The sequence below is a fragment of the Streptosporangium sp. NPDC006007 genome (assembly GCF_040614315.1).
Taxonomy (GTDB): domain Bacteria; phylum Actinomycetota; class Actinomycetes; order Streptosporangiales; family Streptosporangiaceae; genus Streptosporangium.
In genome coordinates this window covers 79,706-104,243 of sequence record NZ_JBEXUG010000002.1, presented here as the reverse complement: position 1 = coordinate 104,243, position 24,538 = coordinate 79,706, and the positions used below count along the sequence as shown (strand labels likewise).

At 71.3% G+C, this 24,538-nt stretch carries 21 protein-coding genes and 1 pseudogene; 14 read left to right on the top strand and 8 right to left on the bottom strand.

Annotation, left to right across the window (positions count from 1 at the left end):
• Nucleotides 1–38: 38 nt before the first annotated feature.
• The 5 genes and pseudogenes from ABZ194_RS01920 to ABZ194_RS01900 all read left to right on the top strand — a co-directional run bounded on the left by ABZ194_RS01920 (nt 39) and on the right by ABZ194_RS01900 (nt 6,896).
• A complete protein-coding gene (locus ABZ194_RS01920; RefSeq protein ID WP_355590873.1) occupies nt 39–497 on the top strand; it encodes a hypothetical protein in 459 nt (152 codons plus the stop codon).
• 135 nt (nt 498–632) lie between these two features.
• Nucleotides 633–1,121: pseudogene (locus tag ABZ194_RS01915) on the top strand (hydantoinase/oxoprolinase N-terminal domain-containing protein); the annotation flags it as partial.
• Nucleotides 1,122–1,425: 304 nt separating this feature from the next.
• Complete coding sequence (locus tag ABZ194_RS01910; protein WP_355591471.1) at nt 1,426–2,742, top strand: hydantoinase/oxoprolinase family protein; 1,317 nt, start codon at nt 1,426–1,428, stop codon at nt 2,740–2,742.
• A complete protein-coding gene (locus tag ABZ194_RS01905) occupies nt 2,739–4,595 on the top strand; it encodes a hydantoinase B/oxoprolinase family protein (RefSeq protein ID WP_355590870.1) in 1,857 nt (618 codons plus the stop codon). Before ABZ194_RS01910 ends, ABZ194_RS01905 begins: the two co-directional genes overlap by 4 nt.
• Before the next feature lie 228 nt (nt 4,596–4,823).
• Nucleotides 4,824–6,896 carry a hypothetical protein gene (locus ABZ194_RS01900; RefSeq protein ID WP_355590867.1) on the top strand — a complete coding sequence of 691 codons (2,073 nt, stop codon included), beginning with the start codon at nt 4,824–4,826 and terminating at the stop codon, nt 6,894–6,896.
• Nucleotides 6,897–6,983: 87 nt separating this feature from the next.
• On the opposite strand, the gene ABZ194_RS01895 is transcribed toward ABZ194_RS01900, so the two are convergent.
• On the bottom strand, nt 6,984–7,556 hold the full coding sequence (locus tag ABZ194_RS01895; protein WP_355590864.1) for a hypothetical protein: 573 nt from the start codon (nt 7,554–7,556) through the stop codon (nt 6,984–6,986).
• Nucleotides 7,557–7,724: 168 nt separating this feature from the next.
• Between ABZ194_RS01895 and ABZ194_RS01890 the strand changes: the two genes are divergently transcribed.
• Both ABZ194_RS01890 and ABZ194_RS01885 read left to right on the top strand, forming a co-directional pair.
• Nucleotides 7,725–8,882 (top strand): CoA transferase, encoded by a 1,158-nt coding sequence (locus ABZ194_RS01890; protein WP_355590861.1) that lies wholly within the window; start codon nt 7,725–7,727, stop codon nt 8,880–8,882.
• A 52-nt stretch (nt 8,883–8,934) separates the two neighbouring features.
• Complete coding sequence (locus ABZ194_RS01885) at nt 8,935–10,428, top strand: carboxyl transferase domain-containing protein (protein ID WP_355590858.1); 1,494 nt, start codon at nt 8,935–8,937, stop codon at nt 10,426–10,428.
• 34 nt (nt 10,429–10,462) lie between these two features.
• Here the strand turns inward: ABZ194_RS01885 and ABZ194_RS01880 are convergent, their stop codons facing one another.
• Genes ABZ194_RS01880 through ABZ194_RS01865 form a run of 4 tightly spaced genes read right to left on the bottom strand, consistent with a single transcriptional unit; the run spans nt 10,463 to nt 13,103 of the window.
• Complete coding sequence (locus ABZ194_RS01880) at nt 10,463–10,894, bottom strand: hypothetical protein (RefSeq protein WP_355590855.1); 432 nt, start codon at nt 10,892–10,894, stop codon at nt 10,463–10,465.
• Nucleotides 10,891–11,352, bottom strand: coding sequence for a hypothetical protein (locus tag ABZ194_RS01875; protein WP_355590852.1), 462 nt, complete (start codon nt 11,350–11,352; stop codon nt 10,891–10,893). Before ABZ194_RS01875 ends, ABZ194_RS01880 begins: the two co-directional genes overlap by 4 nt.
• Before the next feature lie 9 nt (nt 11,353–11,361).
• Nucleotides 11,362–12,156 carry a carbon-nitrogen hydrolase family protein gene (locus ABZ194_RS01870; protein ID WP_355590849.1) on the bottom strand — a complete coding sequence of 265 codons (795 nt, stop codon included), beginning with the start codon at nt 12,154–12,156 and terminating at the stop codon, nt 11,362–11,364.
• Nucleotides 12,153–13,103, bottom strand: coding sequence for a DUF418 domain-containing protein (locus tag ABZ194_RS01865; RefSeq protein ID WP_355590846.1), 951 nt, complete (start codon nt 13,101–13,103; stop codon nt 12,153–12,155). Before ABZ194_RS01865 ends, ABZ194_RS01870 begins: the two co-directional genes overlap by 4 nt.
• Nucleotides 13,104–13,356: 253 nt before the next feature.
• Between ABZ194_RS01865 and ABZ194_RS01860 the strand changes: the two genes are divergently transcribed.
• Nucleotides 13,357–14,532 (top strand): pyridoxal phosphate-dependent aminotransferase, encoded by a 1,176-nt coding sequence (locus tag ABZ194_RS01860; RefSeq protein WP_355590843.1) that lies wholly within the window; start codon nt 13,357–13,359, stop codon nt 14,530–14,532.
• A 49-nt stretch (nt 14,533–14,581) separates the two neighbouring features.
• Here ABZ194_RS01860 and ABZ194_RS01855 read toward each other — a convergent pair whose 3' ends face one another.
• Nucleotides 14,582–15,526: a hydrogen peroxide-inducible genes activator gene (locus ABZ194_RS01855; protein ID WP_355590840.1), complete on the bottom strand. Its 945-nt coding sequence runs from the start codon at nt 15,524–15,526 to the stop codon at nt 14,582–14,584.
• A gap of 96 nt (nt 15,527–15,622) precedes the next feature.
• On the opposite strand from ABZ194_RS01855, the gene ABZ194_RS01850 reads away from it, so the two are divergent.
• From ABZ194_RS01850 to ABZ194_RS01840, 3 genes are all read left to right on the top strand, one after another.
• On the top strand, nt 15,623–16,177 hold the full coding sequence (locus tag ABZ194_RS01850) for a peroxiredoxin (RefSeq protein WP_355590837.1): 555 nt from the start codon (nt 15,623–15,625) through the stop codon (nt 16,175–16,177).
• Complete coding sequence (locus tag ABZ194_RS01845) at nt 16,177–16,713, top strand: carboxymuconolactone decarboxylase family protein (protein WP_355590834.1); 537 nt, start codon at nt 16,177–16,179, stop codon at nt 16,711–16,713. The genes ABZ194_RS01850 and ABZ194_RS01845 overlap by 1 nt, the downstream gene beginning before the upstream one ends.
• Nucleotides 16,714–17,259: 546 nt before the next feature.
• Nucleotides 17,260–18,600 carry a hypothetical protein gene (locus tag ABZ194_RS01840; protein WP_355590831.1) on the top strand — a complete coding sequence of 447 codons (1,341 nt, stop codon included), beginning with the start codon at nt 17,260–17,262 and terminating at the stop codon, nt 18,598–18,600.
• A gap of 12 nt (nt 18,601–18,612) precedes the next feature.
• Here ABZ194_RS01840 and ABZ194_RS01835 read toward each other — a convergent pair whose 3' ends face one another.
• The gene (locus ABZ194_RS01835; RefSeq protein ID WP_355590828.1) at nt 18,613–20,181 is read right to left on the bottom strand and encodes an MDR family MFS transporter; all 1,569 of its coding nucleotides are present in this window, start codon (nt 20,179–20,181) and stop codon (nt 18,613–18,615) included.
• A gap of 90 nt (nt 20,182–20,271) precedes the next feature.
• Between ABZ194_RS01835 and ABZ194_RS01830 the strand changes: the two genes are divergently transcribed.
• On the top strand, nt 20,272–20,823 hold the full coding sequence (locus ABZ194_RS01830; protein WP_355591468.1) for a TetR family transcriptional regulator: 552 nt from the start codon (nt 20,272–20,274) through the stop codon (nt 20,821–20,823).
• On the opposite strand, the gene ABZ194_RS01825 is transcribed toward ABZ194_RS01830, so the two are convergent.
• Nucleotides 20,813–21,832 carry a cation diffusion facilitator family transporter gene (locus ABZ194_RS01825; protein WP_355590825.1) on the bottom strand — a complete coding sequence of 340 codons (1,020 nt, stop codon included), beginning with the start codon at nt 21,830–21,832 and terminating at the stop codon, nt 20,813–20,815. The two genes, ABZ194_RS01830 and ABZ194_RS01825, sit on opposite strands and share 11 nt — an antisense overlap.
• Nucleotides 21,833–22,663: 831 nt before the next feature.
• Between ABZ194_RS01825 and ABZ194_RS01820 the strand changes: the two genes are divergently transcribed.
• Entirely contained in the window at nt 22,664–23,755 is a 1,092-nt protein-coding gene (locus ABZ194_RS01820; RefSeq protein ID WP_355590822.1) for a ring-opening amidohydrolase, read from the top strand.
• 47 nt (nt 23,756–23,802) lie between these two features.
• Nucleotides 23,803–24,357: an SseB family protein gene (locus tag ABZ194_RS01815; RefSeq protein ID WP_355590819.1), complete on the top strand. Its 555-nt coding sequence runs from the start codon at nt 23,803–23,805 to the stop codon at nt 24,355–24,357.
• Nucleotides 24,358–24,538 lie beyond the last annotated feature (181 nt).

Here is a 24,538-nt window from a genome sequence, read left to right as displayed (position 1 = left end):
GGAGATTCATACTGGCCTTTCGAAAAGTGGGAGAACCTGTGACGACCGCCAAGACCTCTGCCCCGCCCCTCAACAAGACGCCCGCGGCGACGTCCTCCGCCTTGCCCCCCACCACGCAGCCGGGTGAGACCGTCGAGATCCCCAGCGCGCTCGCGGCGATGATGACGGAGGACGAGGCCGTGGCCGCCAAGGCGGAGGCGGCGCGCTGGCGCTACGGGTTCTACGTCGTCGTCACGGGCCTGCTGGTCATCCTGATCGCCTTCGCGGTCGTCGCGATACACGGCGGCGACTCGGCCGCCCCGTTCGCCGGTCTCGTCGGCGTCTCCGGCGCGATCATCGGCGCCTACTTCGGTGTGCAGGTCGGCCAGTCGGGCAAGGACCGGGTCGAGGCCGAGCTGCGCCGTACCAACGAGATGGCCATCCGCCTCGCGGCCAAGGTGCACTCCCACGACGCGGACGCGGTGATCGGCTCCACCATGGGCCCCCGCCGCCGCTGACACGCGCCACGGTGCCGCCGACGGGGGCGTCGGCGGTGCCGGGGGCGGTGCCGCCAACAGTGCCCAACGGACCGGGGCAGCTTCGGCAGGGTCCGCCGATTTGGGAACGCGGTCCGGCTGGGTAGACACGGGGGCATGCGCAGCGTCCGTATAGGAGTCGACACCGGGGGCACGTTCACCGACGTGGTCGCGGTGGACGAGCAGACCGGCGAGATCACCACCACCACCAAGACCCCCTCCACCCCCGCCGACCCGGCGGACGGGTTCATGGAGGGGGTGGGCAAGGTCTTGGTGGAGGCGGGCGCGGCGGCCGTGACGGCGGTCGTGCACGGCACCACCGTCGCCACCAACCAGCTCCTTGAGGACCGCGTCGCCGACCTGGGTTTCGTGACCACCGAGGGGTTCGAGTTCATCCTGGAGATCGCCAGGCAGAGCGTTCCCGACGGCTACGGCAACTCCTACTTCTGGGTGAAGCCGCCGAGGATCGTCCCGGTGCACCGGGTCAGGACCGTCGGCGGGCGGCTGGACCACACCGGCGCGGAGGTGCGGCCGTTCGACGAGGAGCAGGCCGTGGTGGCGGCCCGCTGGTTCCGGGAGCGCGGGATCACCGCGATCGGCGTGTGCTTCCTGCACTCCTACGCCAACCCCGGGCACGAGGTGCGCATGCGTGAGGTCCTCGGACGAGAGCACCCGGACGCGGTCGTCTCGATCTCCAGCGACGTGCTGCGCGAGTACCGCGAGTACGAGCGGTCCGTCACAACCCTGGTGGACGCCGCGGTCAAGCCCACCATGCGCCGCTACCTCGCCGCCCTGTCCGAGCGCCTGGAGCGGTTGAGCCGGGCACCGGAACCCCCGGAGACGGCCGAGGCGCCGGGGGGGAAGTGCCGCGCCGGGCCCGGCGGCCGGGCGGAGCCTGCCGTTCTCGGTGATGAAGAGCAACGGCGGCGTGCTCTCCGCGGCCGAGGTCGTGCACCAGCCGATCACCACGGTTCTGTCGGGGCCGGCGGCGGGCGCGCTCGGCGCCGCGCTGATCGCGTCCACCGCGGGGCACCCCTCGGTGATCACACTGGACGGCGGTGGCACCTCCACCGACGTCGCGGTGGTGGCCGACGGCGAACCCTCGCTTACCACCGAGGGCGGCATCGGCCGCTACCCCTGCGGGATCCCGATGATCGACATCGTGACCGTCGGCGCGGGCGGCGGATCCGTCGCGTGGATCTCCCCGGAGGGCGCGCTGAAGGTCGGCCCCCGGTCGGCGGGGGCCGATCCGGGCCCGCTCTGCTACGGCCGGGGCGGCACCGAGGTCACCGTCACCGACGCGCACGTCTTCCTCGGCCAAATCCCGCCGCGCCTGCTCGGCGGGGAGATCCCGCTCGACGCCGACGCGGCCCGGCGGGGGATCGAGGCGCTGGCCGGCAGGATAGGGCTGACCCCCGAGCGGACCGCGGCCGGCGTCCTGGAGATCAGCGCGTTCAACCAGTCCAACGCGATTCGGCGGCTCACCGTCAAGCGGGGTCTGGACGTGCGCGACTTCCCGATGGTCGCCTTCGGCGGCTCGGGGCCGCTCCTGGTCTGCCGGTTGATCGACATCCTCGGCCTGCCGTCGGTGATCGTCCCGCCCGACCCGGGCAACGTGTCGGCGTTCGGCCTGCTCACCGTGGACGTCAAGAACGACTACGTGCGCACCTTCGTCACCCGGGACCTCTCCCTCGGCGCGGCGGCCGAGATCTTCGGCGAGCTGGAGGGGCAGGCGGCCCGGGCCCTGGACCGTGAGGGGTTCACCGCCGACCGGCACGTCTACGCGCGCAGCGCCGACCTGCGCTACTGCGGCCAGGCGTACGAGGTCCGGGTGCCGGCCCCCGCCGGGCCGCTGGACGAGGCGTGGCGCGCCGAGGTGCTGGACCGCTTCCACCTGGCGCACCGGAGGCTCTACGGGTACGGCTACCGCGACGACCCCCGGCACGCGGTCGAGTGGGTCAACCTCCGCGTCTCCGGTATCGGCCCGATCACCCGCCCGGCCGTCGGGCGCAGGCCGTACGGCACGGCGGACCCCCGGCCGCCCGGGAGACGTGAGGTCTTCTACGACGCGTGGGGGCCGGCGCCGATTCACCGCCGCGCCGACCTGGCGGCCGGGGCGACGGTCTCCGGCCCCGCGGTCATCGAGGAGTACGGTTCCACGCTGCCCGTGCACCCCGGCTTCACGGCCACCGCCGACGCGTTCGGAAATCTGGAGGTGCGCCGGTGAGCGCGGACGGACGGCCGGGGAGCGGCGCCGACCCGGTGCTGGTGGAGATCGTCGAAGGGACCCTGGCGTCGGTGGAGCGGGAGGTCGAGACCGCCATCGCGCGCACGGCCCGCTCACCGATGATCCGTGACGCCCACGACTTCCGGGCGGGCATCCACGACGTACGGCTGCGCAAGCTGACCGGCAGGTCCTACTCGGCGCTGGTCCAGCCCGTGGTCAGGGACTTCCCCGTGGAGGAGATGAACCCGGGCGACGTGTTCTTCCACAACGACGTCTACCTGTCGGAGGGCGGCATCGGTCATCTGCCCGACCTGTGCGTCACGGTCCCGGTCTTCCACGACGGTGCGGTGGTCGCGTTCGTGCAGGCGTTCGGGCACCACGACGACATCGGCGGGGCGGTCCCCGGGTCGATGCCCTCGCACGCGCGCAGCGTGTTCGAGGAGGGCCTGATGGTCCCGCCGATCAGGCTGTGGGACGCGGGCGTTCCCAACCGGGCGGCGCTCACGATCATGACGCGTAACTCCCGGATGCCCGACTCGCTCGCCGGTGACCTGGACGCCGAGTGCTCGGCCTGCCTGATGGGCGCGCGGAGGCTGGGGGAGCTGTTCGCCCGCTACGGGCGTGCCGCGGTCGAGGCGTGCTTCGACGCGATCGTCGCCAGGACGACCGAGACGTTCCGCCGGGAGCTGCTGGACAGGATCCCCGAGGGTACCTACGTGTGGGAGGACTACGCCGAGCACGACGGCGTCGACGAGCCGCGCCTGCACACCCAGCGGATCACCCTCACCGTCGACCACTGCGCGCCGGCGCCGCTGCTCATCGACTTCACCGGCACGTCGCCGCAGGCCAAGGGGCCGATCAACCACGCGGGCGACTACGCGGACGGGGTGTTTTTGAAGAAGTGGCTGGCGCCGATCCTGCGGAACCTGGCCGAGACCCCGGAGCGGATGGCGGAGCTGGACGTCAACGAGGGTGTCGTGCCGCTCGTCGAGATGCGCTTCCCGGCGAAGGGGACGCTGCTCACGCCGGTCTTCCCGGCGCCCACGAACGCCCGGACGTTCGTGATCCTGCGGCTGCTCGGCGTGCTCGCGGGGGTCCTCGCGAAGGCCACCGGCGGCCGGATGCCCGCCGACCAGGAGACCATCCGCTACACCGGCGTCCACGGCGACGACGTCGACGGCAGGCCGTACCTGATGCGGGAGGTTCTCGGCGGGGGCTCCGGCGGGCGGTGGTACGCCGACGGGGAGGACACCATCCACGTGGTCCCCGACTCGCGTAACATCCCGGTCGAGTTCGCCGAGTCCCGCTGGCCGTTCAGGGTCGAACGGCTCGGCCTGGCCGTGGACTCCGGCGGTCCCGGTCTCCACCGGGGAGGTCTCGGCTACGACAAGCGTCTGCGGATGCTCCGCGACGCCTCGTTCATGTCCGTCGCCGACCGCTCGATCCTGTCCTGCTGGGGTGTGAACGGCGGCGGGGCGGGGCGGCCGTTCCTGGTGGAGATCGAGGGCAGGCGGATGGAGGGTCTCGTGGACGACTCGCCGGTCCGCGCGGGCGAGGTCATCCGGGTGCGCACCACCGGCGGCGGCGGGTGGGGGTCGCCGCTGGACCGCGACCCCGCCCTGGTGGCCGCCGACGTCCGCGACGGCAAGGTCTCGGCGGAGGGGGCCCGCGACGACTACGGGGTCGTCCTGTACGGTCCGCCGGACGACGTCCGGGTCGACACCGAGGCCACCGCCCTGCGCCGAGCCGAGCTCCGCGCGCTCCGGCCGGCCGTCGTCCCGTTCTTCGACCGGGGCCCCGGTTTCCCCTCGCTGTCGGGTGGTCTGCCGTACGCGGAGGTGGACCTCATCTGACGTCATCCGACGTCCCGCCGAGCCGCGGGGGACGGGGCCGGTCGCGGGCGTTCGGTGACAGGAGGGTGACTCTGAGTGGGGCCGGTGGTCCGGGTGGGTGAGTCGGCCGGGGGTGGAACGTACCATCACAAACCGGTTTCCTGATCTCCATTGACGTGCGCCCCGTCCTACGATCTGCTGCGGCTATCGGCGCGATGCCCGATCAGCGAGGTTCGAGGAGGGAGGGCCATGCGCGTGCGGATGGCGGCGGCCGGTCTCGTGCTGGCCATGGCGGCGGCCGTGTCCCTGCCGCCCGCGACGTCCGAGGCGTCCCCGGTGCCCTCGGTGTCACTGCTGGGCCACCCGTCGTCCGCTCCCGATGTCGCCGCACCCCTGGCCCCCGCCCCGGCGGCCGAGGCCGGGTGCGACCCGATCGCCGGCGCGCAGTGCCTGCTGCCGTTCCCCAACGACTGGTTCACCACGAAGGCGCCCACCTCCACCGGGCTGCGGGTGAACCTCTCCGCCGGGGCCATGCCCCGCAACGCGGCGGGCACCCCGATCGACCCGGCGCTCTGGAACACGGCCGACGGCTTCTCCCCGGGCTCCATGCTGCTGGCCCACGTGCCCGGCGTGGACCTCGCCAAGTCCGGCGTGGCGCCCGTCACCGACATCGGGTGGTCCCTGCGCCTCGACGCCCCCATCGTGATCGTCGACACGGTGACCGGGGAGCGCTGGCCCTACTGGGCCGAACTCGACGCGGGCGCCACCGACCCGGCCCGGCAGATGCTGATCATCAGGCCGGCGAAGAACTTCCTGGAGGGCCGCCGCTACGCCGTCGCGCTGCGCGGCCTGAAGAACGCCGGGGGTGAGAACATCCCGGCCCCGCAGACCTTCACCAGGCTGCTGGGAGACGAGCTCCCCCCGGGCGACGCGCTCGCCGCACGGCAGCGCGCGCTCCGTCAGACGCTCGCCGTCCTCGCCAGGGCCGGGGTGGAGGCCGGAGGACTCCACCTCGCCTGGGACTTCACCGTGGCCGACGAGCAGGGCATCGCCGGCCCCGTACTGAGCATGCGGGACCAGACGCTGCGCACGCTCAAGGGAGGCTCACCCGGCTTCACGGTCGACTCCGTCATCGACCTCACCGTGGGACAGGACCCCGACATCGCCCGCGAGGTCACCGGTGACATCCTGGTGCCCAACTACCTCGACAAGCCCGGAGGGCCGCCGGGGTCGAACCTCAACCGGGGTCCCGGCGGACTGCCGCGCCCGCTCGGCGACACGCTGAGGGCGCGCTACCAGTGCGAGATCCCGCGTTCGGCGTTCAAACGCCCGGCGCACCCCTCCCTGTACGGCCACGGCCTGCTCGGCAGGCATACCGAGGTGCGCGCCCGCGACGTGCGGAGGATGGCCGGGGAGCAGGGCTTCGCCTTCTGCGCCACCAGGTGGATCGGCATGTCCGATGAGGACATCCAGCACGTGGCGAAGGTGTTCGAGGACTTCTCCCGGTTCGGCACGGTCGCAGACCGGCTTCAGCAGGGCCTGCTGAACTTCGTCCTGCTGGGCCGGGCGATGATCAGCCAGGACGGTTTCGCGAGCGACAAGGCCTTCCGCGACGAGCGGGGCGAGTCGCTGATCGACTGGCGGGCCGGTCTCGCCTACGACGGCAACAGCCAGGGCGCCGTCGAGGGCGGCGCGCTGGTCGCCGTCTCCCCCGACGTGCGCAACGCCGTGCTCGGTGTGGCGGGGATGAACTACAGCACGCTGCTCAACCGCAGCGTGGACTTCCAGCCGTTTCAGCGGATCATGAACGGTTCCTACCCCGACAGGCTGACCCAGCAACTCTGTCTCGCCCTGGTCCAGATGCTCTGGGACCGGGCCGAGACCAACGGCTACGCCCAGCATCTGACCGACGACCCGCTGCCCGGTTCGCCCCGCCACCGTGTGCTGCTGCACGTCGCCTTCGGCGACCACCAGGTCTCCACGGTGACCGCCGAGGTCGAGGCCCGGACGGTGGGCGCGCGGATCCACCAGCCCGCCCTCGCCGCCGGGCGCAGCCCCGACGTGACGCCGTTCTGGGGGATCAAGCCCCTGCCCCGCGGGCCGTACGCCGGATCGGCCCTGATCGTCTGGGACAGCGGGTCGCCCGCCCCGCCGACGGCCAACGTCCCGCCGCTCGGCCCGCAGTACGGCAGGGACCCCCACCAGGACCCGCGCAACGCCTCCGAGGCCCGCGCGCAGAAGGCCCACTTCCTCAGGGACGGCATGGTCGTCGACGCCTGTGGCGACGCGCCCTGCAGAGCCGAACCCGCGCAGTGGCCGTAGTGTCGCGTTCCCCGGCGGCGGTGACGGCGCGGCGGCCCGTCTCCGGCACCCGGCCCCCGCGCCGTTCGCCCACCGTGGGGCGGGGCCTCAGAGCGCGACGAACTCGCCGGGGACCGCCGCGCCGTCGAGCACGAGGTCGGCGCGGGAGCGGGTGTCGTCGGCGGCGAACCACTCGGCCTCGGCCCGCATCCAGTGCCGCCACTGCGGTGCCAGCGAGGCGCCGTCCCTGGCCAGGACGCGGGCCAGGCGGATCTCCCGAGGCGCCTCCACCCAGACGGTGAAGGCGGCCGGGGCGGTACGCCGGGCCGTGCTCACCCCCTCCAGGATCAGCGCCGGCGCGACCGGTACGTCCACCCGGCCGGTGTAGACGCCGCCGACCCAGTCGTAGCGCCGATAGCACCCCGCCTCACCGGCCGCCAGCGGGCCGAGCACCTGGGTCTCCACGTGCCCGAACCACGTGGCGGGCGGCTCGTCCCACGGCACGGGGAAGTCGTCACTGTGGATCACCTGAGCCTCCAGCGCCTCCGCGAGCCGTCCGGCGAAGGTGGTCTTGCCCGATCCGCCGGGGCCGTCCACCGCGACGACCCGGACCGGCCCGCACGATGGGGGCAGCTCCCGGATCGCACCGGCGAGGTCCTCGAAGGAGACGATCGCATCCACCCGTCCATGGTGACAGCCTCCGCTCCCGGGGCCTCCGGGGGGAGACACCGGATGTGCCCACCTGGGTGCGGAACGGTGACCGCCGCCTGGCAGGCTGGCCGGTGGCGGCGGGTGTACTCTTCCCGCCGCGGTTCGGCTAGGCTCGGCGACCACCGACGGAGGTTGATCTTGCAAGGAGCCCTCGGCGACATCGTCGTCCTCGACCTGTCCCGCGCGCTGGCGGGACCGCACGCCGCCCAGATGCTCGGTGATCTGGGCGCTCGGGTGATCAAGATTGAGCAGCCAGGAACGGGCGACGACTCACGGGGCTGGGGGCCGCCGTTCGTCGGTCCCGGCGGCGACATCTCCACCTACTTCCTCGCCGCCAACCGTAACAAGTGGTCGGTCGCCGTGGACCTCAAGTCCGCCGAGGGCAGGGGCCTGATCGAGCGCCTGGTGCGGCAGAGCGACGTGCTGATCGAGAACTTCCGCACCGGTGTTCTGGACCGGCTGGGCTTTCCCGTCGAGCGCCTGCACGAGCTCAACCCGCGCCTGGTCGTGCTGTCGATCACCGGCTTCGGTCACGACGGCCCGGAGGGCGGCAGGCCGGGCTACGACCAGATCGCCCAGGGGGAGGCCGGCCTGATGAGCCTGACCGGTCCCTCGTCCGACGAGCCGTACCGGGTGGGCGCCTCGATCGCCGACCTGCTCGGCGGCATCCACGGCGCCTACGGTGTGGTCGCCGCGCTCTACGAGCGGGAGCGGACCGGGCGGGGCAGGGTCGTGCGGACCTCCCTGCTGGCCGCGGTGACCGGCGTGCACTCCTACCACGGCACGGCCTGGACGGTCGGCGGTCAGGTGCAGCGGGGCTCCGGCAACCACCACGTCTCCATCGCCCCCTATGGCGCGTTCCGCTGCGCCGACGGCATGGTCCAGATCGCGGTGGCCAACGACGTGCAGTGGCGGAAGGTGGCCACCCTGCTCGATATCGATCCAGATATACCGAAATATGTGACAAATCAGGAGAGATTTGCGCACCGGGACGAGCTGATCGCCGACATCGAGCGAGTGCTCGCCAAGAACGACCGCGCCCACTGGCTGGCCGCGCTCGACGGGATCGGCATACCCGCCGGGGCGATCAGGTCCATCGACGAGGTCTACACCTGGGAACAGACCCGCTCCCAGGGGCTGCTGGTCGAGGTGGACCACCCCGTGCTGGGCGCCATCGAGCTGCCGGGACCGCCGCTCCGCTTCGACGGCGAGCCTCCCATGCGCCACAGCGCCCCACCCGCTCTCGGCCAGCACAACGACACGGTGCTCACCTGGCTGGAGGAACGTGAAGGTTGACATCCCCATCGCACTTATCACGGCATCACGACCGAGCCGGAGGGTTCCGCCCGTGAACCCCGTCCGGCCCGACGCCCGCACACTGATCGACACCGTCCTCGACCCGGGAACGTGGCGGTCGTGGGACGAGACACCCGCCGACCCCGCCCCACCGGGCTCGGACTACGAGGAGGAACTCGCCGCGGCCCGCGCCAGGACCGGATACGACGAGTCGGTGATCTCCGGTGAGGGGCTGCTGGACGGACGCCGGGTCGCGGTGGTGGCCTGCGAGTTCTCCTTCCTGGCCGGATCGATCGGGGCGGCCGCCGCCGAACGCCTCACCGCCGCGGTCGAGCGCGCCACGGCCGAGCGGCTCCCGCTGCTGGCCGCCCCCGCCTCCGGCGGCACCCGGATGCAGGAGGGGGCGCTCGCCTTCGTCCAGATGGTGAAGATCACCGCGGCGGTGACCGCCCACCGCGCCGCCGGCCTGCCGTACGTCGTCTACCTGCGCCACCCCACCACCGGCGGCGTCCTCGCCTCCTGGGGTTCGCTCGGGCACGTCACCGCGGCGGAGCCGGGCTCGCTGATCGGATTCCTCGGCCCGAGGGTGTTCGAGTCGCTGCACGGCTACCCCTTCCCCGGGGGGGTGCAGGTCTCCGAGAACCTCTTCGCCCACGGCCTGGTGGACGCGGTCGTCTCGGCCGAGGACGTCCGGGAGGTCGCCGTCAGGGTGCTCGCCGTACTGTGCGCCCCGCGTGCGGGGCTGCGGCCGGGACCGGAGCCCGGCGGGCGCGTCCAGCCGGTCGGGGCGTGGGACGCGATCGGCCGTTCCCGCAGAGACGACCGTCCCGGCGTGCGGGAGCTGCTCCGGTTCGGCGCCTGTGACGTCACCCCGCTCAACGGCACCGGCGCGGGGGAGAGCGACCCCGGCCTGCTCATCGCGCTGGCCAGGTTCGGCGCGGCTCCCGCCGTCGTGCTCGGCCACGACCGGAGCCGGCGGCGGACGGCGGCCCCGCTCGGCCCGGCCGGGCTCAGGGTCGCCCGGCGGGGCATGGGCCTGGCCTCGGAGCTGGGGCTGCCGCTGGTCACCGTGATCGACACCTCCGGGGCCGCGCTCTCCAAGGCGGCCGAGGAGGGCGGCCTGGCCGCCGAGATCGCCCGGTCCCTGGCCGAACTGGTGACGCTCGACGCCCCGACCGTCTGCCTGCTGCTCGGCGAGGGGGCGGGCGGTGCGGCACTCGCCCTGCTCCCGGCGGACCGGGTGCTCTGCGCCCAGCACGCCTGGCTCTCCCCGCTGCCTCCCGAGGGCGCCTCCGCGCTGCTCTACCGCAGCGTGGACTTCGCCCCGGAGATCGCCGCCGCGCAGGGTGTGAAAGCCGCCGACCTGCGGCGCGACGGTATCGTGGACCGGATCATCCCGGAGCTGCCGGACGCGGTCTACGAGCCCGAGGCGTTCTGCCGCCGGGTGGCCGGCACGCTCGAACACGAGATCGCCGCCCTGCTGGGCCAGGACGGCGCCGCCCGCCGCGCCGCCCGCCTGGCCCGCTACCGCGCCCTCGGGGCCTGAGCCCCGGTCCAGGACCGTGCGGGAGGCGGGGGCGTCACGGCTCGCCTCCCGGCGGGGTCAGCGGGATCGGGACGCGCTCGACCCGGATGGAGAACACCTCGTCGCGCGGGACGACGACCTCGTAGGCGCCGTGGTCGACCATCCAGTAGCCCAGCGCCTCGGCCTTCAGCCCGCTGTGCCCGGTGTAGGCGATGTGCAGGCTCTCCTCGCCGTTCTCCTCGGAGACGTCGAGGACCAGGCAGGGCTCGCCGCCGAACGCGCCGACGGTGCGGACCAGCACCAGCCAGTCGAGCTCCTCGCGGGGCAGCGTCGCCCGCCAGTAGCCGGAGGCGGCCTCGAAGCCCTCCAGGGCCTCCTCGCTGAACAGCACCACCTCGGACTCGCCGGGGCCCATGGCCGCCGCGTAGGTCCGGCCGCCGTGGTGGGCGACGAACCCCGAGGCCGTCGGCTCGATTCCGCCGGTCATGAGACCCGCCGCCAGCCGAGCCCGTCGTAGCGGCCGAACAGGCGCTCCTCGTCGGCGGTCATGTGGATGATCTCAGCTCCCGCGGGGATCGGTACGGGCGCGGTGTGGAACTGCGGCACCATGTGCTCGCGCGAGGTGGTGAAGCCGTTTCCGGCGAACGGCGGTGCGTCGTTCCAGTCACCACCCATGTGCGGACCGTAAGGAACGGCGTAATTGTCGACGTCACGGGCGAACCAGCGCATCAGGTAGAGCTCCGGGCTCGTGACGGTCAGCTCCGACCCCTCGAACCCCAGGTCGAGGCCCACGAAGAGCTGCGCCGGGGTCGTCAGGCGGGCGCAGTCCTGCACCCGATAGACGTATCCCGAGACAACGGTCCGCCGGCCGGCCAGATAGGGCACGAGCAGCCGAGGCGGGATGACCTTCTGCATCTGCGTTCTACGCCCAGGTGGCTCACTCACGGACGCATTTTACGATCTGCTGACCTGAAGGCGTCGGTGTTCCAGGCACGGTAGGGCATTCCGGGTGGCAATCGTGATCTGAGGATCGAGGACACAGGTCTGTACGGCGGGTGCCGGACCCAGGTCGGCGCGGACGACGCCCATCGGGTCGACCAGCATGCTCCGGCCGATTCCGAAGCCGTCCCCGGCCTCCGGGTTCGGCGCCTGACCGACGGCCGCCACCCAGGTGGTGTTCTCGATCGCGCGTGCCCGCACCAGGGTCGCCCAGTGCTCCTCCTTCATCGGCCCCGAGCCCCACGCGGCGATCACCGCGAACAGCTCTGCCCCCTGGTCCACCAGCGCCCGGGTCAGCTCGGGGAACCGGACGTCGTAGCAGGTGACCAGGCCGACCCGGAGCCCGGCCAGCTCCACCACGGTCGGGCTCTCACCCGGCGAGACCAGCTCGGACTCCCGGGCGCCGAAGGAGTCGAACAGGTGGATCTTCCGGTAGGCCGCCCGGATCACGCCTGAGGGGTCGATGGCGACCGCCGTGTTGTGGACCCGGCCGTCTCCGGGCTCGAAGACCCCCGCGATCACCGACAGCCCGCACGTCCTGGCGGACTCGGCCAGGGCGCTGACGAAGGGGCCGTCCAGCGGCTCGGCCAGGCCGGTGATCCGCCTGCCGTACCGGGTGAGCGTGGCCTCGGGGAGGATCGCCAGCTCGGCGCCGCCGGCGGCGGCCTCCGCCAGGGCCTCGCGGGCCCGGCGCAGGTTGACGGCGGGCTCCTCGGAGACCGGGATCTGACAGAGCGCGATACGGGTCACAGGGGTGACCCTATCCGGCCTCCCGGCACCCGCTCCATCCAGGTGAGGCACCGCCACAGCCATTCGAGCGGGCCGTAGTGGAACCTCTCCAGCCACATCCTGGCGAACACGATCTGGCCCGCCAGCACGGCGACGGCCAGTGCCACCCCGGTGATCCGGGTCGGATCCGCGGTGAGCAGCGGCAGCGCCGCCAGGATGATCAGGGTGCCGGTCAGGTAGTTGGTCAGCGCCATCCGGCCGAGCGGGCTCAGCAGTGCCAGCAGCGGGTCGCGCAGCCGGGTCCGCAGGAGCAGCAGCAGCCCGGTGCAGTAGGCCGTCGCGGCGGCCAGTCCGGCGGCCGGGTAGACCCCCCGGAAGTACAGCAGGCGGTCTCCGCCCGTGAAGCGGATCCACAGGTAGCCGAGCGCGACCGCCGCCACGACGGAGATCAGGAAGACGGGCGTCAGCAGCCGTTGGGGCGGCGCGTACTCCATCATGGCCATGCCCAGCAGGAACAGCCCCGGGATGAGGACCGTCCCGCCTCCCTGGCGCACCCCCCAGGCCGTCACGGCGATCCCGAGCAGCAGCACCGCCGCCCGGGGGAGCAGTGAGGCGGGCAGCAGGATCAGCACCCCGAAGACCGCGTACGGCAGGAGCACCTCGCCCGGGTTCACCCACTGGTGGACCGCGCCGAGGCAGCCCAGCACCGCCAGCCTGCGCAGCAGCACCAGCCGGGGACTGCCGGTCCGCCGGGCCGCCGACCTGAGGAAGAGGACGATGCCGAGCCCGAACAGAAACGAGAAGATCGGATAGAACCTGCTCTGCAGCAGGTTCTCGACCGCCCAGTCCACCGTGTTGCGCTCCGTGGCCCCCACGTGCTCGCGTGTGTGCTGCCAGGTGTTGACCAGCATGATCCCGCAAACCGCGAATCCGCGGAGCGCGTCCAGTTCGTGAAGCCTTCGGGTCACAGAAACCAGACGTACCATCACATGAGTAAGTCGTATCGACAATTCCCGTCATAAGTCCATAAGTAAGGCAAGACATTCGGCCGGATCCTCCTCGCGGCCGATGTGCCGATCCCGGATCCGGGATGCCGCCCGGTGTCCGGCCGCAGCCGTTCCCGGACACCGCGCCGCGCCGGTCCCTGTGGATCCCGGTGGGCCGTACCGGCCCAGGTGGGGCACTCGATCTCCCCCACCGGCCGGGATTACGCTGGGCCGTGTGAATGATCCCCTGGTGGCGCGCATGCGTGGTTTCGGTACGACGATCTTCGCCGAGATGTCGGCGCTCGCCGTACAGACCGGCTCCATCAACCTGGGACAGGGCTTCCCGGACACCGACGGGCCCGCCTCGATGCTCGACCTGGCGGTCTCGGCGATCCACGGCGGCCTCAACCAGTATCCGCCGGGGCCGGGCGTTCCCGAGCTGCGCCAGGCCGTCTCCGAGCACCGCAAGGACCACTACGGCCTCGACTACGACCCCGACGGCGAGATCCTCGTCACCGTCGGCGCCACCGAGGCGATCGCTGCCTCGATCCTGGCGCTCTGCGAGACCGGCGACGAGGTGATCGCCTTCGAGCCGTACTACGACTCCTACGCCGCCTCCATCGCCCTGGCCGGAGCCGTGCTGCGCCCGGTCACCCTCCGTCCGGCCGGAGGGCGCTTCACCTTCGACCCGGCGGAGCTGCGCGCCGCCGTCGGACCGCGCACCCGGATGATCCTCGTCAACTCCCCGCACAACCCCACCGGAACGGTCTTCACCCGTGCCGAGCTGGACGAGATCGCCCTCCTGTGCCGGGAGCACGACCTGATCGCCGTCACCGACGAGGTCTACGAACACCTCACCTTCGACGGCGTCGAGCACATCCCCCTGGCCACCCTCCCCGGCATGCGCGACCGCACCGTGATGATCTCATCGGCCGGCAAGAGCTTCTCGGTCACCGGCTGGAAAACGGGCTGGATCTGCGCTCCGCCCCGGTTCGTCCGCGCCGTCCAGACCGTCAAGCAGTTCCTCACCTTCACCGCCGCCGCGCCCTGGCAGCTCGCCGTCTCCCACGGTCTCCGCCACGAGCTGGACTGGGTCTCCTCCCTCCGCGCCGACCTGCAGGCCAAGCGCGACCGGCTGACGGCCGGCCTCTCGGCGGCGGGCTTCGAGGTCTACCGCCCGGCGGGCACCTACTTCGTCCAGACCGACATCCGGCCCCTGGGCTTCACCGACGGCCTCGCCCTCACCCGCGAGCTCCCTTCCCTGGCGGGCGTGGTCGCCATCCCCACCCAGGTCTTCTACGCCCACCCCGAACGCGGCGGCCACTTCGTCCGCTTCGCCTTCTGCAAGAAGAACGAGGTCATCGACGAGGCCGTGAACCGTCTGGCCCGCCTCGCGGGAGGCGGCGGCTGAGAGCGGCCGGGCGCCCCCTCCATCGGATCGTGGGCGGGAGCCGTACCGGTCACGGCGTGATGCGGATCGGGAGGTGCCGGGCGCGGAGGGCGGCGCGGACGGCCTTCGCCAGCTGGCCGTACTCCGCGGCCCTGGCGGAACTCGCGCGGTAGGCCAGGCCGATGGTGCGGCCGGGGGTGGGGGGCCGGAAGCGGCGGAGCGCCAGCCGTACTCGCTTTCCCGTCTCCACCTGGACCGCCGACTCCGGCAGCAGCGTCACGCCGAGACCGCCCGCGACCAGCTGGACCAGGGTGGGCAGGCTGGTCGCGTAGGTGGCGGCCGTGGCCCGCGCGCCCACCTCGCGGCAGACGTCGACGGCCTGCTCGCGCAGGCAGTGGCCCTGGTTCAGCAGCACGATGTCCAGCCCCTTGAGCACCTCCCTGTCCACCGGCCCGTCGTCGCCCGACAGCGGATGACCCGCGGGGACGGCGAGCAGGAAGTCCTCCTCGTAGAGGGGCTCCTCGATCAACCCGGTGGCCTCGGTCGGCAGCGCCAGCAGCACCATGTCCAGCCGGCCCTCGCGCACCTCCTCCAGGATGGTCTCGGTCCTGGCCTCGTGCACGGTCAGCTTGAGCCTCGGAAACCTCCGGGAGAACATCGGCAGCAGCGCGGGAAGGATGTAGGGGGCCACCGTGGGGATCACCCCCAGGTGCGCCGGGCCGCGGAAGGGCTCCCGGTCGTGGGCGACCTCGTCCACTAGGTCCTCGACCGCCTTGAGCGCCTGGGCCGCGTGCGCCGCGGCCCGCTCGCCCGCCGGGGTCAGCAGGACCTTCCTGGTGGTGCGTTCCAGTAACTGGGTGTGCAGGGTCTCCTCCAGGGCCGACACCGCGCTGGACAGCGCGGACTGGCTCATCCGGAGCGAGACGGCCGCCTCCCGGAAGTGCAGGTGGTCGGCGACCGCGAGGAATGCGCGCAGCTGAGCGAGGGTGGGGACCGGGTCACTGATAGGGAACACCTCTCAGACTCGTTCGACTACTCGATTTCTCATATCAATGGTACGTGAGGCAATGTGGGATACGACAACGACGTCCCCTGTGAAGGAGATCCGGACTTGCTCACCATCGGTGATCACTTTCCTGAGTTCGAGCTGACCGCCTGCGTCTCTCTGGACGCGGACAACGCCTTCTCCCAGATCAACCAGAAGTCCTACGAGGGCAAGTGGAAGGTCTACTTCGCGTGGCCGAAGGACTTCACCTTCGTCTGCCCGACCGAGATCGCCGAGTTCGGCCGCCTGGAGGGCGAGTTCGCCGACCGTGACACCCAGGTCCTGGGCTTCTCCGTCGACTCGGAGTTCGTCCACCACGCCTGGCGCAAGGACCACCCCGACCTGCGCGACCTGCCCTTCCCGATGCTGTCCGACATCAAGCGCGAGCTCTCGGCCGAGCTGGGCATCCTGGGCGCCGACGGCGTCTCCCAGCGTGCCACCTTCATCGTGGACCCGAACAACGAGATCCAGTTCGTCATGGTGACCGCGGGCTCCGTCGGCCGCAACGTCAAGGAGGTCCTCCGCGTCCTCGACGCGCTCCAGTCGGACGAGCTCTGCCCGTGCAACTGGAACAAGGGCGAGGCCGTGCTGGACGCGAAGAAGCTGCTGGCCGGCGCCTGATGTCGATCGACGGCCTCAAGAGCGCCCTCCCCGAGTTCGCCAAGGACATCAAGCTCAACCTGGGCTCGCTCGTCACCACCTCGTCGCTGGGTGAACAGCGGCTCTGGGGGGCGCTGCTGGCCTGCGCCGTGGCGACGAAGTCCTCGCGGGTGATCACCGAGGTCGCCGCCGAGGCCGCCGACAACCTGTCGGCCGAGGCCTTCCGGGCCGCGAAGGCCGCGGCTGCGATCATGGCGATGAACAACGTCTACTACCGGTCGATGCACCTGATCGGTGACGAGACGTACGCCACGATGCCCGCCAGGCTCCGGATGACCGTCATCGGCAACCCCGGTGTGGACAAGGTCGACTTCGAGCTCTGGTGCCTGGCGGTCTCCGCTCTCAACGGCTGTGGCCGCTGCCTGGAGTCCCATGAGTCGGTGCTCCGCCAGTCGGGCATGCCCCGCGAGCAGGTGCAGGAGGCCGTCCGGATCGCCGCGGTCGTCAACGCGGTCGCCGCGGTCCTGGAGTCCGAGGCGGCCCTGGCCTCGATCTGATCCCCCCGCGGCAGGCGGTGGGCGCTCTCCAGAGCGCCCACCGTTCGTGTGTCCGGCCACGAAGCCGAAAATCGCCTCGCGACTGATCGCGCCCGCGTTACCGTCCCTGCCGCACGCGTGCTGACCGCGCGCGGCGGAGACGGGGGCTCCCCGCTTCAGGAGACTCGACGGGCCGTGCCCCGGCGGTCGTCTTCGGCGCCGGGCGGATTCACCGTTTTCGGCGTACGGGCACTTCAGTGTGGCAATGCCGCCCCTTGGAGGGTGGGTATGGCGGAGCCTGGGGAGGGTCAGGCACCTCCTTCTCTCCCCCGCGGAGGCAGGCATGGACGACCCTGGACGTTTCCGCCCCGCATGGGCCGCGCGCCTGCGCGCGCAACGGCGCGAACGATGCTGGAGTCAACGAGAGCTGGCCCGCCACCTCGCCGAAGCGGCAGGGGAGGACACCCGCCGTACCCCGCCGGGGCGGGAGAGCATCGTGCGCTTGATCAAGTCGTATGAGGCCGGGAACCACCAGCCCAGGACCCGTACCGCATCCTGTACTGCCGGGTGTTCGACATGGCGGAAGCGGAACTCTTCGCCGCCGAGGACGCGCCCTCGATGCCGCCGCAGAGCCGCCCGTCGGCCGTTTTCGATGGCGGGTCGTTCCCCCGGGACGCGGTGCCAACGACACAGGGACGTGTTGACGACGCCCTGGTCGAGTCATTGTTCGTGGCGCTCGCCGACTCCGCACCGCGCGTCTTCGATCGGAAATGGCCACCCGGAGATAGGTTCATTCGGAAGGTGCCAGATGGAGACGACATGGAACGCCGCGCGGTCACACAGATCCTCACCACGCTCACAGCCGGGGCGGCGATACCGATGGATGCCCTGGAAATCCTTCGCTCAGGTCTGGGCCGTGTCCTTGGCGCGACCGATGATCTGGCCGTGGAGGACTGGGAGCGGACTGCCTATGACCACGCGTGCGCGCTCCGTGTGATGTCTCCGGCCGCTCTGATCGGCTATCTGTCCGCCGATATCGCCGAGCTTCAACATGCTCTCGATCGCAGACCTGACCTTGATCGGGTGAGAATGCGGCGAGTGGGTGCTCAATTCGCCGCACTGATGGCCATGGCGCTCAGTGAGACCGGCGACTTTCTCACGGCCTCGCGCTGGTGGCGCATCGCCCGGCGTACCGCTGACGCCTCCGGCGACCGGGAACTGAGCATCTGGACGCTTGGCAGGCAGGCCCTTGTCGCTCAGACCATCGGAATGAGCACGCTGGCTCTGAGGCTCCTTCGCGATGTGGAGCAGCTCACGGACGACCGGCCGAGCTGCGGTCTCGCGGAGGCCCTGACAACCCGCGCGAAGATAGATGGTCTCCAAGACGCTGAAAGTGCTCGGCGAGCACTTGACGAGCTGCGGGATCTGTTCGAGCGGTTGCCCGTGGACGTGACCGGCGAGCGGGCGGCGATCTGGGGGTATCCCGAGGAACGGCTGCTGTCGGTTCGCACCGGTGTTCTGACTGCGATCGGGGATGCCGACGTGCATGACGACCTTGCCAGTGAGATCGCACGCTACGGGCAGGTAGACCAGCGCAGCCGTGTTCGCGCGGAACTGAAGATGGGGTGGTACCTCGTCAATACGGGAGAGGTCCGCGACGGCCTGAACGCGGCCGGGTCTGCCATGGCCGATCTGCCCGCCGGGCACCGCACCACCGCCGTGACACGCATGGCGGCCCGCGTGTACGCATCCCTTCCCGCGCGGGCTCGCACCCTGCCCGCCGCCCGGGAACTGCGCGTCCTGACAACGGCGGTGACCGGTCGACCTGACCCCTGCCGGACGGTCTCGCCGGACGACGCGCGAGCGCCCGGGACCGGCGGAGAGGTGGGTCGGTCCCGGGCGGTGTGAGGATGTTCCTGGTTAGGCGGGGACAGGGGGAGCGGTCTCCTCGGCGGGGGCGGGCGGGGCGGAGCGGAGCGGGAGCTCCTTCAGCATCACCGCGGTCACCGCGGCCAGCAGGGCGATCGGCACGCCCGCCAGGAAGACCATGTGGATGGCCCGGGTGAACGCCTCCAGGATCATCTCCAGCAGCGGGGCCGGCAGGTGGCGGATGGCCTCGGGGGAGCCGAGGCCGCCTTCCGTGCCGCCCGGCAGGGGCAGGTGGGCGGTCCTGGCCAGGGAGATCAGCTCCGCGCTGAGCCGGTTGGACAGGATCGCTCCGAAGGCGGCCACGCCGACCGCGCCGCCGAGCGAGCGGAAGAAGGTCACCGCCGAGGTGGTGGAGGCGAGGTCGGCGCGGGTGACGGCGTTCTGCGCGGCCAGGATCAGTATCTGCATGGAGGCGCCGAGACCGATGCCCAGCACCGTGGTGTCGACACCGATGATCGTCAGTGAGCTGTCGACGCGCAGCCGGGAGAGCAGGAACAGTCCGACCGCCACCAGCAGCATGCCCACCACGGGGAATATCTTCCAGCGGCCGGTCCTGGTGACGAACCGGCCGACCGCGATCGAGGAGACGAGCAGGCCGATCACCATGGGCACGGTCATCAGGCCGGAGCCGGTGGGGCTCATGCCCTTGACGATCTGCAGATACTGCGGGAGGAACATCAGCGCGCCGAACATCGCGGCGCCGACGAGCAGGGACGCGACGCCGCTGAGCACGACGGTGCGGTCGCGGAACAGGTGCGGAGGCAGGATGGGGTCGGCGGCTCCGCGCTCCGCGATGACGGCGAGGCCGAACAGCGCCAGGCTCAGCGCGCCCAGGCCGTAGGTCCAGCCGGAGTTCCAGTCGAACCCCTGGCCGCCGAGGGAGAGCAGCAGCATCAGCGCGGTGGTGCCGCCGGTGATGAAGGTCGCCCCCCACCAGTCGATCCTGGTGTCCCGGCGGATCAGCGGCAGCTTGAGCACCTTCTGGATGACCGTGAACGCGACCACGGCCAGCGGCACGCAGATCCAGAACGTCCAGCGCCAGGACATGTTGTCCACGACGAACCCGCCGAGCAGCGGCCCGGCCACGGTCGAGACGCCGAAGACCGCGCCGATGTAGCCGGAGTAACGGCCCCGCTCGCGGGGCTCCACCACGTCACCCAGGATGATCTGCGGCAGCGCGGCGAGGCCGCCGGCGCCGATGCCCTGCGCGGCTCTGGCCGCGATGAGCTGGGGCATGTCCTGGGAGAAGCCGGCGGCGATGGAGGAGATCACGAAGATCAACAGGGAGGCCTGGAACATGAGCTTGCGGCCGTACAGGTCCGACAGCTTGCCCCAGAGCGGGGTGGAGGCCGTCATGGTGAGCAGTGTCGCGCTCGCCACCCAGGCGAGCTGATCCTGACCGCCGAGCGTGCCCACGATCGTCGGCAGCGCCGTTCCCACCACGGACGTCGAGATCATCGACGTCAGCATGGCGAGCATCAGCCCGGCCAGGATCTCCAGCACCTGTCTGTGAGTGAAACGTGGTGTCACCTCGGCCTGGACCTGCTGTCCGGTCAGCATGAGTCATCCCTCAATATATGTACGATGCATATGAAATTAGTAGACGCTTGTTTACTCGTCAAATCTGGAAGGATCGGGCAGGTGGAGGAGATGCGGCACCGGAGCAGGGAAGGCACGAGACGGCGGATTCTCGACGCCGCCCACCGGCTGTTCACCGAGCTCGGCTACGACCAGGTGACGATGCGACTGATCTCGGCGGAGGCGGACGCCAACATCGCGCTGATCAACCGTTACTTCGGCGCCAAACGGGAGCTGTTCGCCGAGGTGCTGGCCATGCGGGGGCGCTTCCCCGGCGTGCTGGAGGTTCCGGAGGAGGAACTGCCCCGCCGCCTGGCCGAGTACGTGGCCGAACGGCTCCGCTCGGACCAGGGCAGCCCGGTGATGGCGGCGCTCAGCCGATCGTCCACCAGTCCGGAGATCCACGGGATCATCAGGGATCGGGTCACCTCGGCGATCCTGGAGCCGCTGGCCGCGCGGCTGTCCGGGCCGGACGCGGTGTTCCGGGCGACCGTCGCCGCCTCGCTCATCACCGGCGCCGGCACGCTCCGCCAGCTCTACGGCCCGGACGCGCTCGACTCACCCGACCACGAGACGGTGGTCGCGCGGCTTACCGGGGTCTTCGAAGCCTGCCTCAGGGGGTGAGCCGCGCCCCCTCTTCGCGGGGGCTGCCTTCACGGCTGCGGTGAGGCCGCCCTGCTCCTGCCGGCGCCCCGGCCTGTTTCCTTCTCGTCCGTGCCTCGAAACCGTCGCGGACCGTTGTGATCCGGCAGCCCGCACCCGGGATGTGGTCGACCTGCAAGGTGGTGTGCTCGATGTGGAACCGTTCGTGCAGCAGCTCGGCCAGCTCGCGGCGGACCCGGTGGCAGTCGCCGCCGGGCTCGACGGTCACGTGCGCCGACAGCGCGGGGAAACCGCTGGTCACCGTCCACACGTGGAGATCCGCCACGCCGGTGACCCCCGCGTGGGCGGCGATCGCCGCGCTCACCTCGGCCGGGTGCGTGCCGGCGGGCGCGGCCTCGAACAGGACGCGCCCGGCCTCGCGCAGCAGGGCGTGGGCGGCCTTGCCCATCAGTGCCGCGACGACCAGGGCGGCGATCGCGTCGGCCCGGCCCCAGCCGGTGAACCAGACGACCGCGCCCGCGATCGCGGTGGAGACGAAGGCGTACATGTCGTTCAGGATGTGCTGGAAGGCACCCTCGACGTTGAGGCTGCTCCGGTCGGCCCTGGCGATGAGCCAGGCTGCGGCGGCGTTGACCGCGATTCCGGCCAGGGCCGTGCCGAGGACCGCGGGGCCCTGCACCTCGGGCGGCTCGATCAGCCGCCGGACACCCTCGTAGACGAAGTAGACGACGAGCAGCGCGAACGTCAGCCCGTTGATCGCCGCTGACAGGATCTCGGCGCGCTTCCAGCCGAAGGTGTAGGCGCCCCGGGCGGGGCGGGCGGCCATGTTCATCGCGATCAGGGCCAGCGCGATGGAGGCCGCGTCGGTGAGCATGTGCCCGGCGTCGGAGATCAGCGCGATCGAGTTGGCGAGGATGCCGACCACGACCTCGGCCGCCATGAAGACCACCAGCAGCACCAGCGCCGCCCCGAGATAACGCCGGTCGGCGTTCGCCCCGTGCCCGTGCCCGTGACCATGTCCGTGACCCATCCCGAGATCCGTCCCTCAACACTTGAACAGTTGCTCAGATATTATGCAGGTTAAGCTTGGCGAGACAAGGTCCCGAAGCCCTTTTGTATAGGGTGAGATGGAAATGTGTCCGCAGTAAACATGGGCTTTCCTCATGGAGTTGAGTGGCGGTTCGGGCGACGTTGATGGCACAAAGGTGATTTTTTCATTCTATGTTGGATTTCCTAACCGCCTTTGGAAAAGGATAGAGCTCCGCCGCTCTTATCCGCCATGGCCGACAGGCGGTCCGGCGAGTCCGGCGGTGCTGAGAAGGCGGTGGGCCCTCCCTCCTTCGGTAGGTCGGAGGGTGTGCCCGGTGGGCGGATGCCGCCTCTGAACATCGGTGACGACCTCGGCGGCAGGGGGTTTCCGAAGAGCGCGTCGCACGTAGATGCCATTGGATGCTGTTTTAGCTGTTTTCGGTACTTCGTCTCTCAGGGGGTGGCAGATGGTGCCGGCTGCCGCGTTCGGGGTGACCGGAGAGACGGAAAAGGGGGTGACCGAGAGGCCGCGCCGGTATCCAAGACGGCGATTCTCATCGAAGAACGGCGTCTCCTTGGGCAAGGAGTGACCATGAGTCGGGCCGGAGGGGCGGTTAGCGTCGCGGTGTGGGTGAACGACCGCTGACCGCGCCGGCCGGTCGCCGGGTGTGCCCCACCCACGGCGACCTCCGCCGAGCGAGGTGGCGACCGGGTGACGCGCACTTGCCCGGCCGGTCTCGGAGCGGCGGTCACCGGGGAGGCGGACACCGTGGTGCGAGAGTGAGTCTGACCCGATTGACGTGCCCTGTCGAAGGGCCGAAAGGTGGCAGTGATGCCGGAACCGATTGAAGTGCGCAAGGTGGCGATCGAGAGCGTTACCGACGCCTCCGGGCTGAGCAGGCTCATCGACGACGGGGTGATCGAGGCGCACCGGGTGCTCGCGGTGATCGGCAAGACCGAGGGCAACGGCGGGGTGAACGACTACACCCGGATCCTGGCCGACCGCGCCTTCCGTGAGGTGCTCGCCGCCAAGGGGCATCCGTCCCCCGAGAGCGTCCCGCTGGTGTGGTCCGGCGGCACCGACGGCGTGCTCAGCCCGCATGCGACGATCTTCGCCACCACGGCGAACGCCGAGCCCGGCGATGAGCCGCGCGTCAGCGTCGGCGTCGCGATGAGCGACGTCATCCTTCCCGAGGACATCGGCCGCCCCGCCATGGTGGAGAAGGTCGCGGCGGGCGTCCGCGAGGCCATGAAGATCGCCGGTATCGACGACCCCGCCGACGTCCACTACGTCCAGACCAAGACACCCCTGCTGACCCTGGACACCATCAACGACGCCAGATCCCGGGGCAGGGACGTGGTCATCGAGGACACCGGCCCCTCCATGGACATCTCCAACTCCACCACCGCCCTCGGCGTCGCCGTCGCGCTCGGCGAGATCGAGATGCCCGAGGCAGGGCGGATCCACCGTGACCTGTCGCTCTACTCCTCGGTCGCGTCCTGTTCCTCGGGCGTCGAGCTCGACCGCGCGCAGATCGTGGTCGTCGGCAACGTCCGGGGCATCGGCGGCCGTTACCGCATCGGCCACTCGGTCATGAGGGACGCGCTGGACGCCGACGGCATCTGGGAGGCGATCCGCTCCAGCGGGATCGACCTGCCGGACCGCCCCCACCCCTCCGATCTGGGCGGCAGGCTGGTCAACGTCTTCATGAAGTGCGAGGCCGACCCGTCGGGCAGCGTCCGGGGACGCCGCAACATCATGCTCGACGACTCCGACGTGCACTGGCACCGCCAGATCAAGGCCGCGGTCGGCGGCGTCGCGGCCAGCGTCACCGGAGACCCGGCCGTCTTCGTCTCGGTCGCCGCGGTCCACCAGGGCCCCAGCGGCGGCGGGCCGGTGGCCGCCATCGCCGACCTGGGCTGACTCTCCGTGTTCCACCCCCGTCTCCGGCGCGGGTAGGCTCCCGAGACGTGCCGAGCATTCCCCAGCCCCTGGTCCCCGGCGACGACGGTGCCGCCGACGCCGCCGTGTCGTCCACGCTCGCGGCCTTCTCCGCCGGTGGCGCCGACGCGGGCGCGGTGCTGGCCGCGCTGGGCGGGGCGCGGCTGCTCGTCCCGGTGGTGGCCCTGCTGACGGAGTCCGAGGTCGGGGCGGACGGGCTGCGGCGGGAGAAGGAGAGCGAGATGGCCCTGCCGAAGCTCGTCGGCGGGGACGGGCGCGAGGCCGTGCTCGCCTTCACCGGGATCGAGTCGCTGAGGCTCTGGCGCCCCGACGCCCGCCCCATCCAGGCCACGACCCCTCAGGTCTGTCAGGCGGCGGTGCACGAGGACGCGGCGGCCGTGGTCGTCGACGTGGCGGGCCCGGTGCCCTTCGTGATCGAGGGCGGCGTCCTGCGGGCGTTCGCCGCGGCCGAGTCGGGCACCGTCGACCGGCTGGGACCCGAGGTCATCGTGGCGCGGATGGCGGAGGCCGTCCCCGCCTCCCGGCGCCGCCGGTTCGGCTGGCCGTTCCGCGGGCGCGGCTGACCTGGGTTTCCCGGGACACCGGCACCTCACCCCGTTTATGGTCGGACCGTGGACGAACGTGGTGAATCGCGGCCGGGCCGTGGCTGAGCGCGGCGGACGACTCCGTGGCGGCGACGGTCCGCGGACGCGGCCGGGTGAGCCGGACGGGCCCGGCGGGATGGACCTGTGATCCCACCCTGGT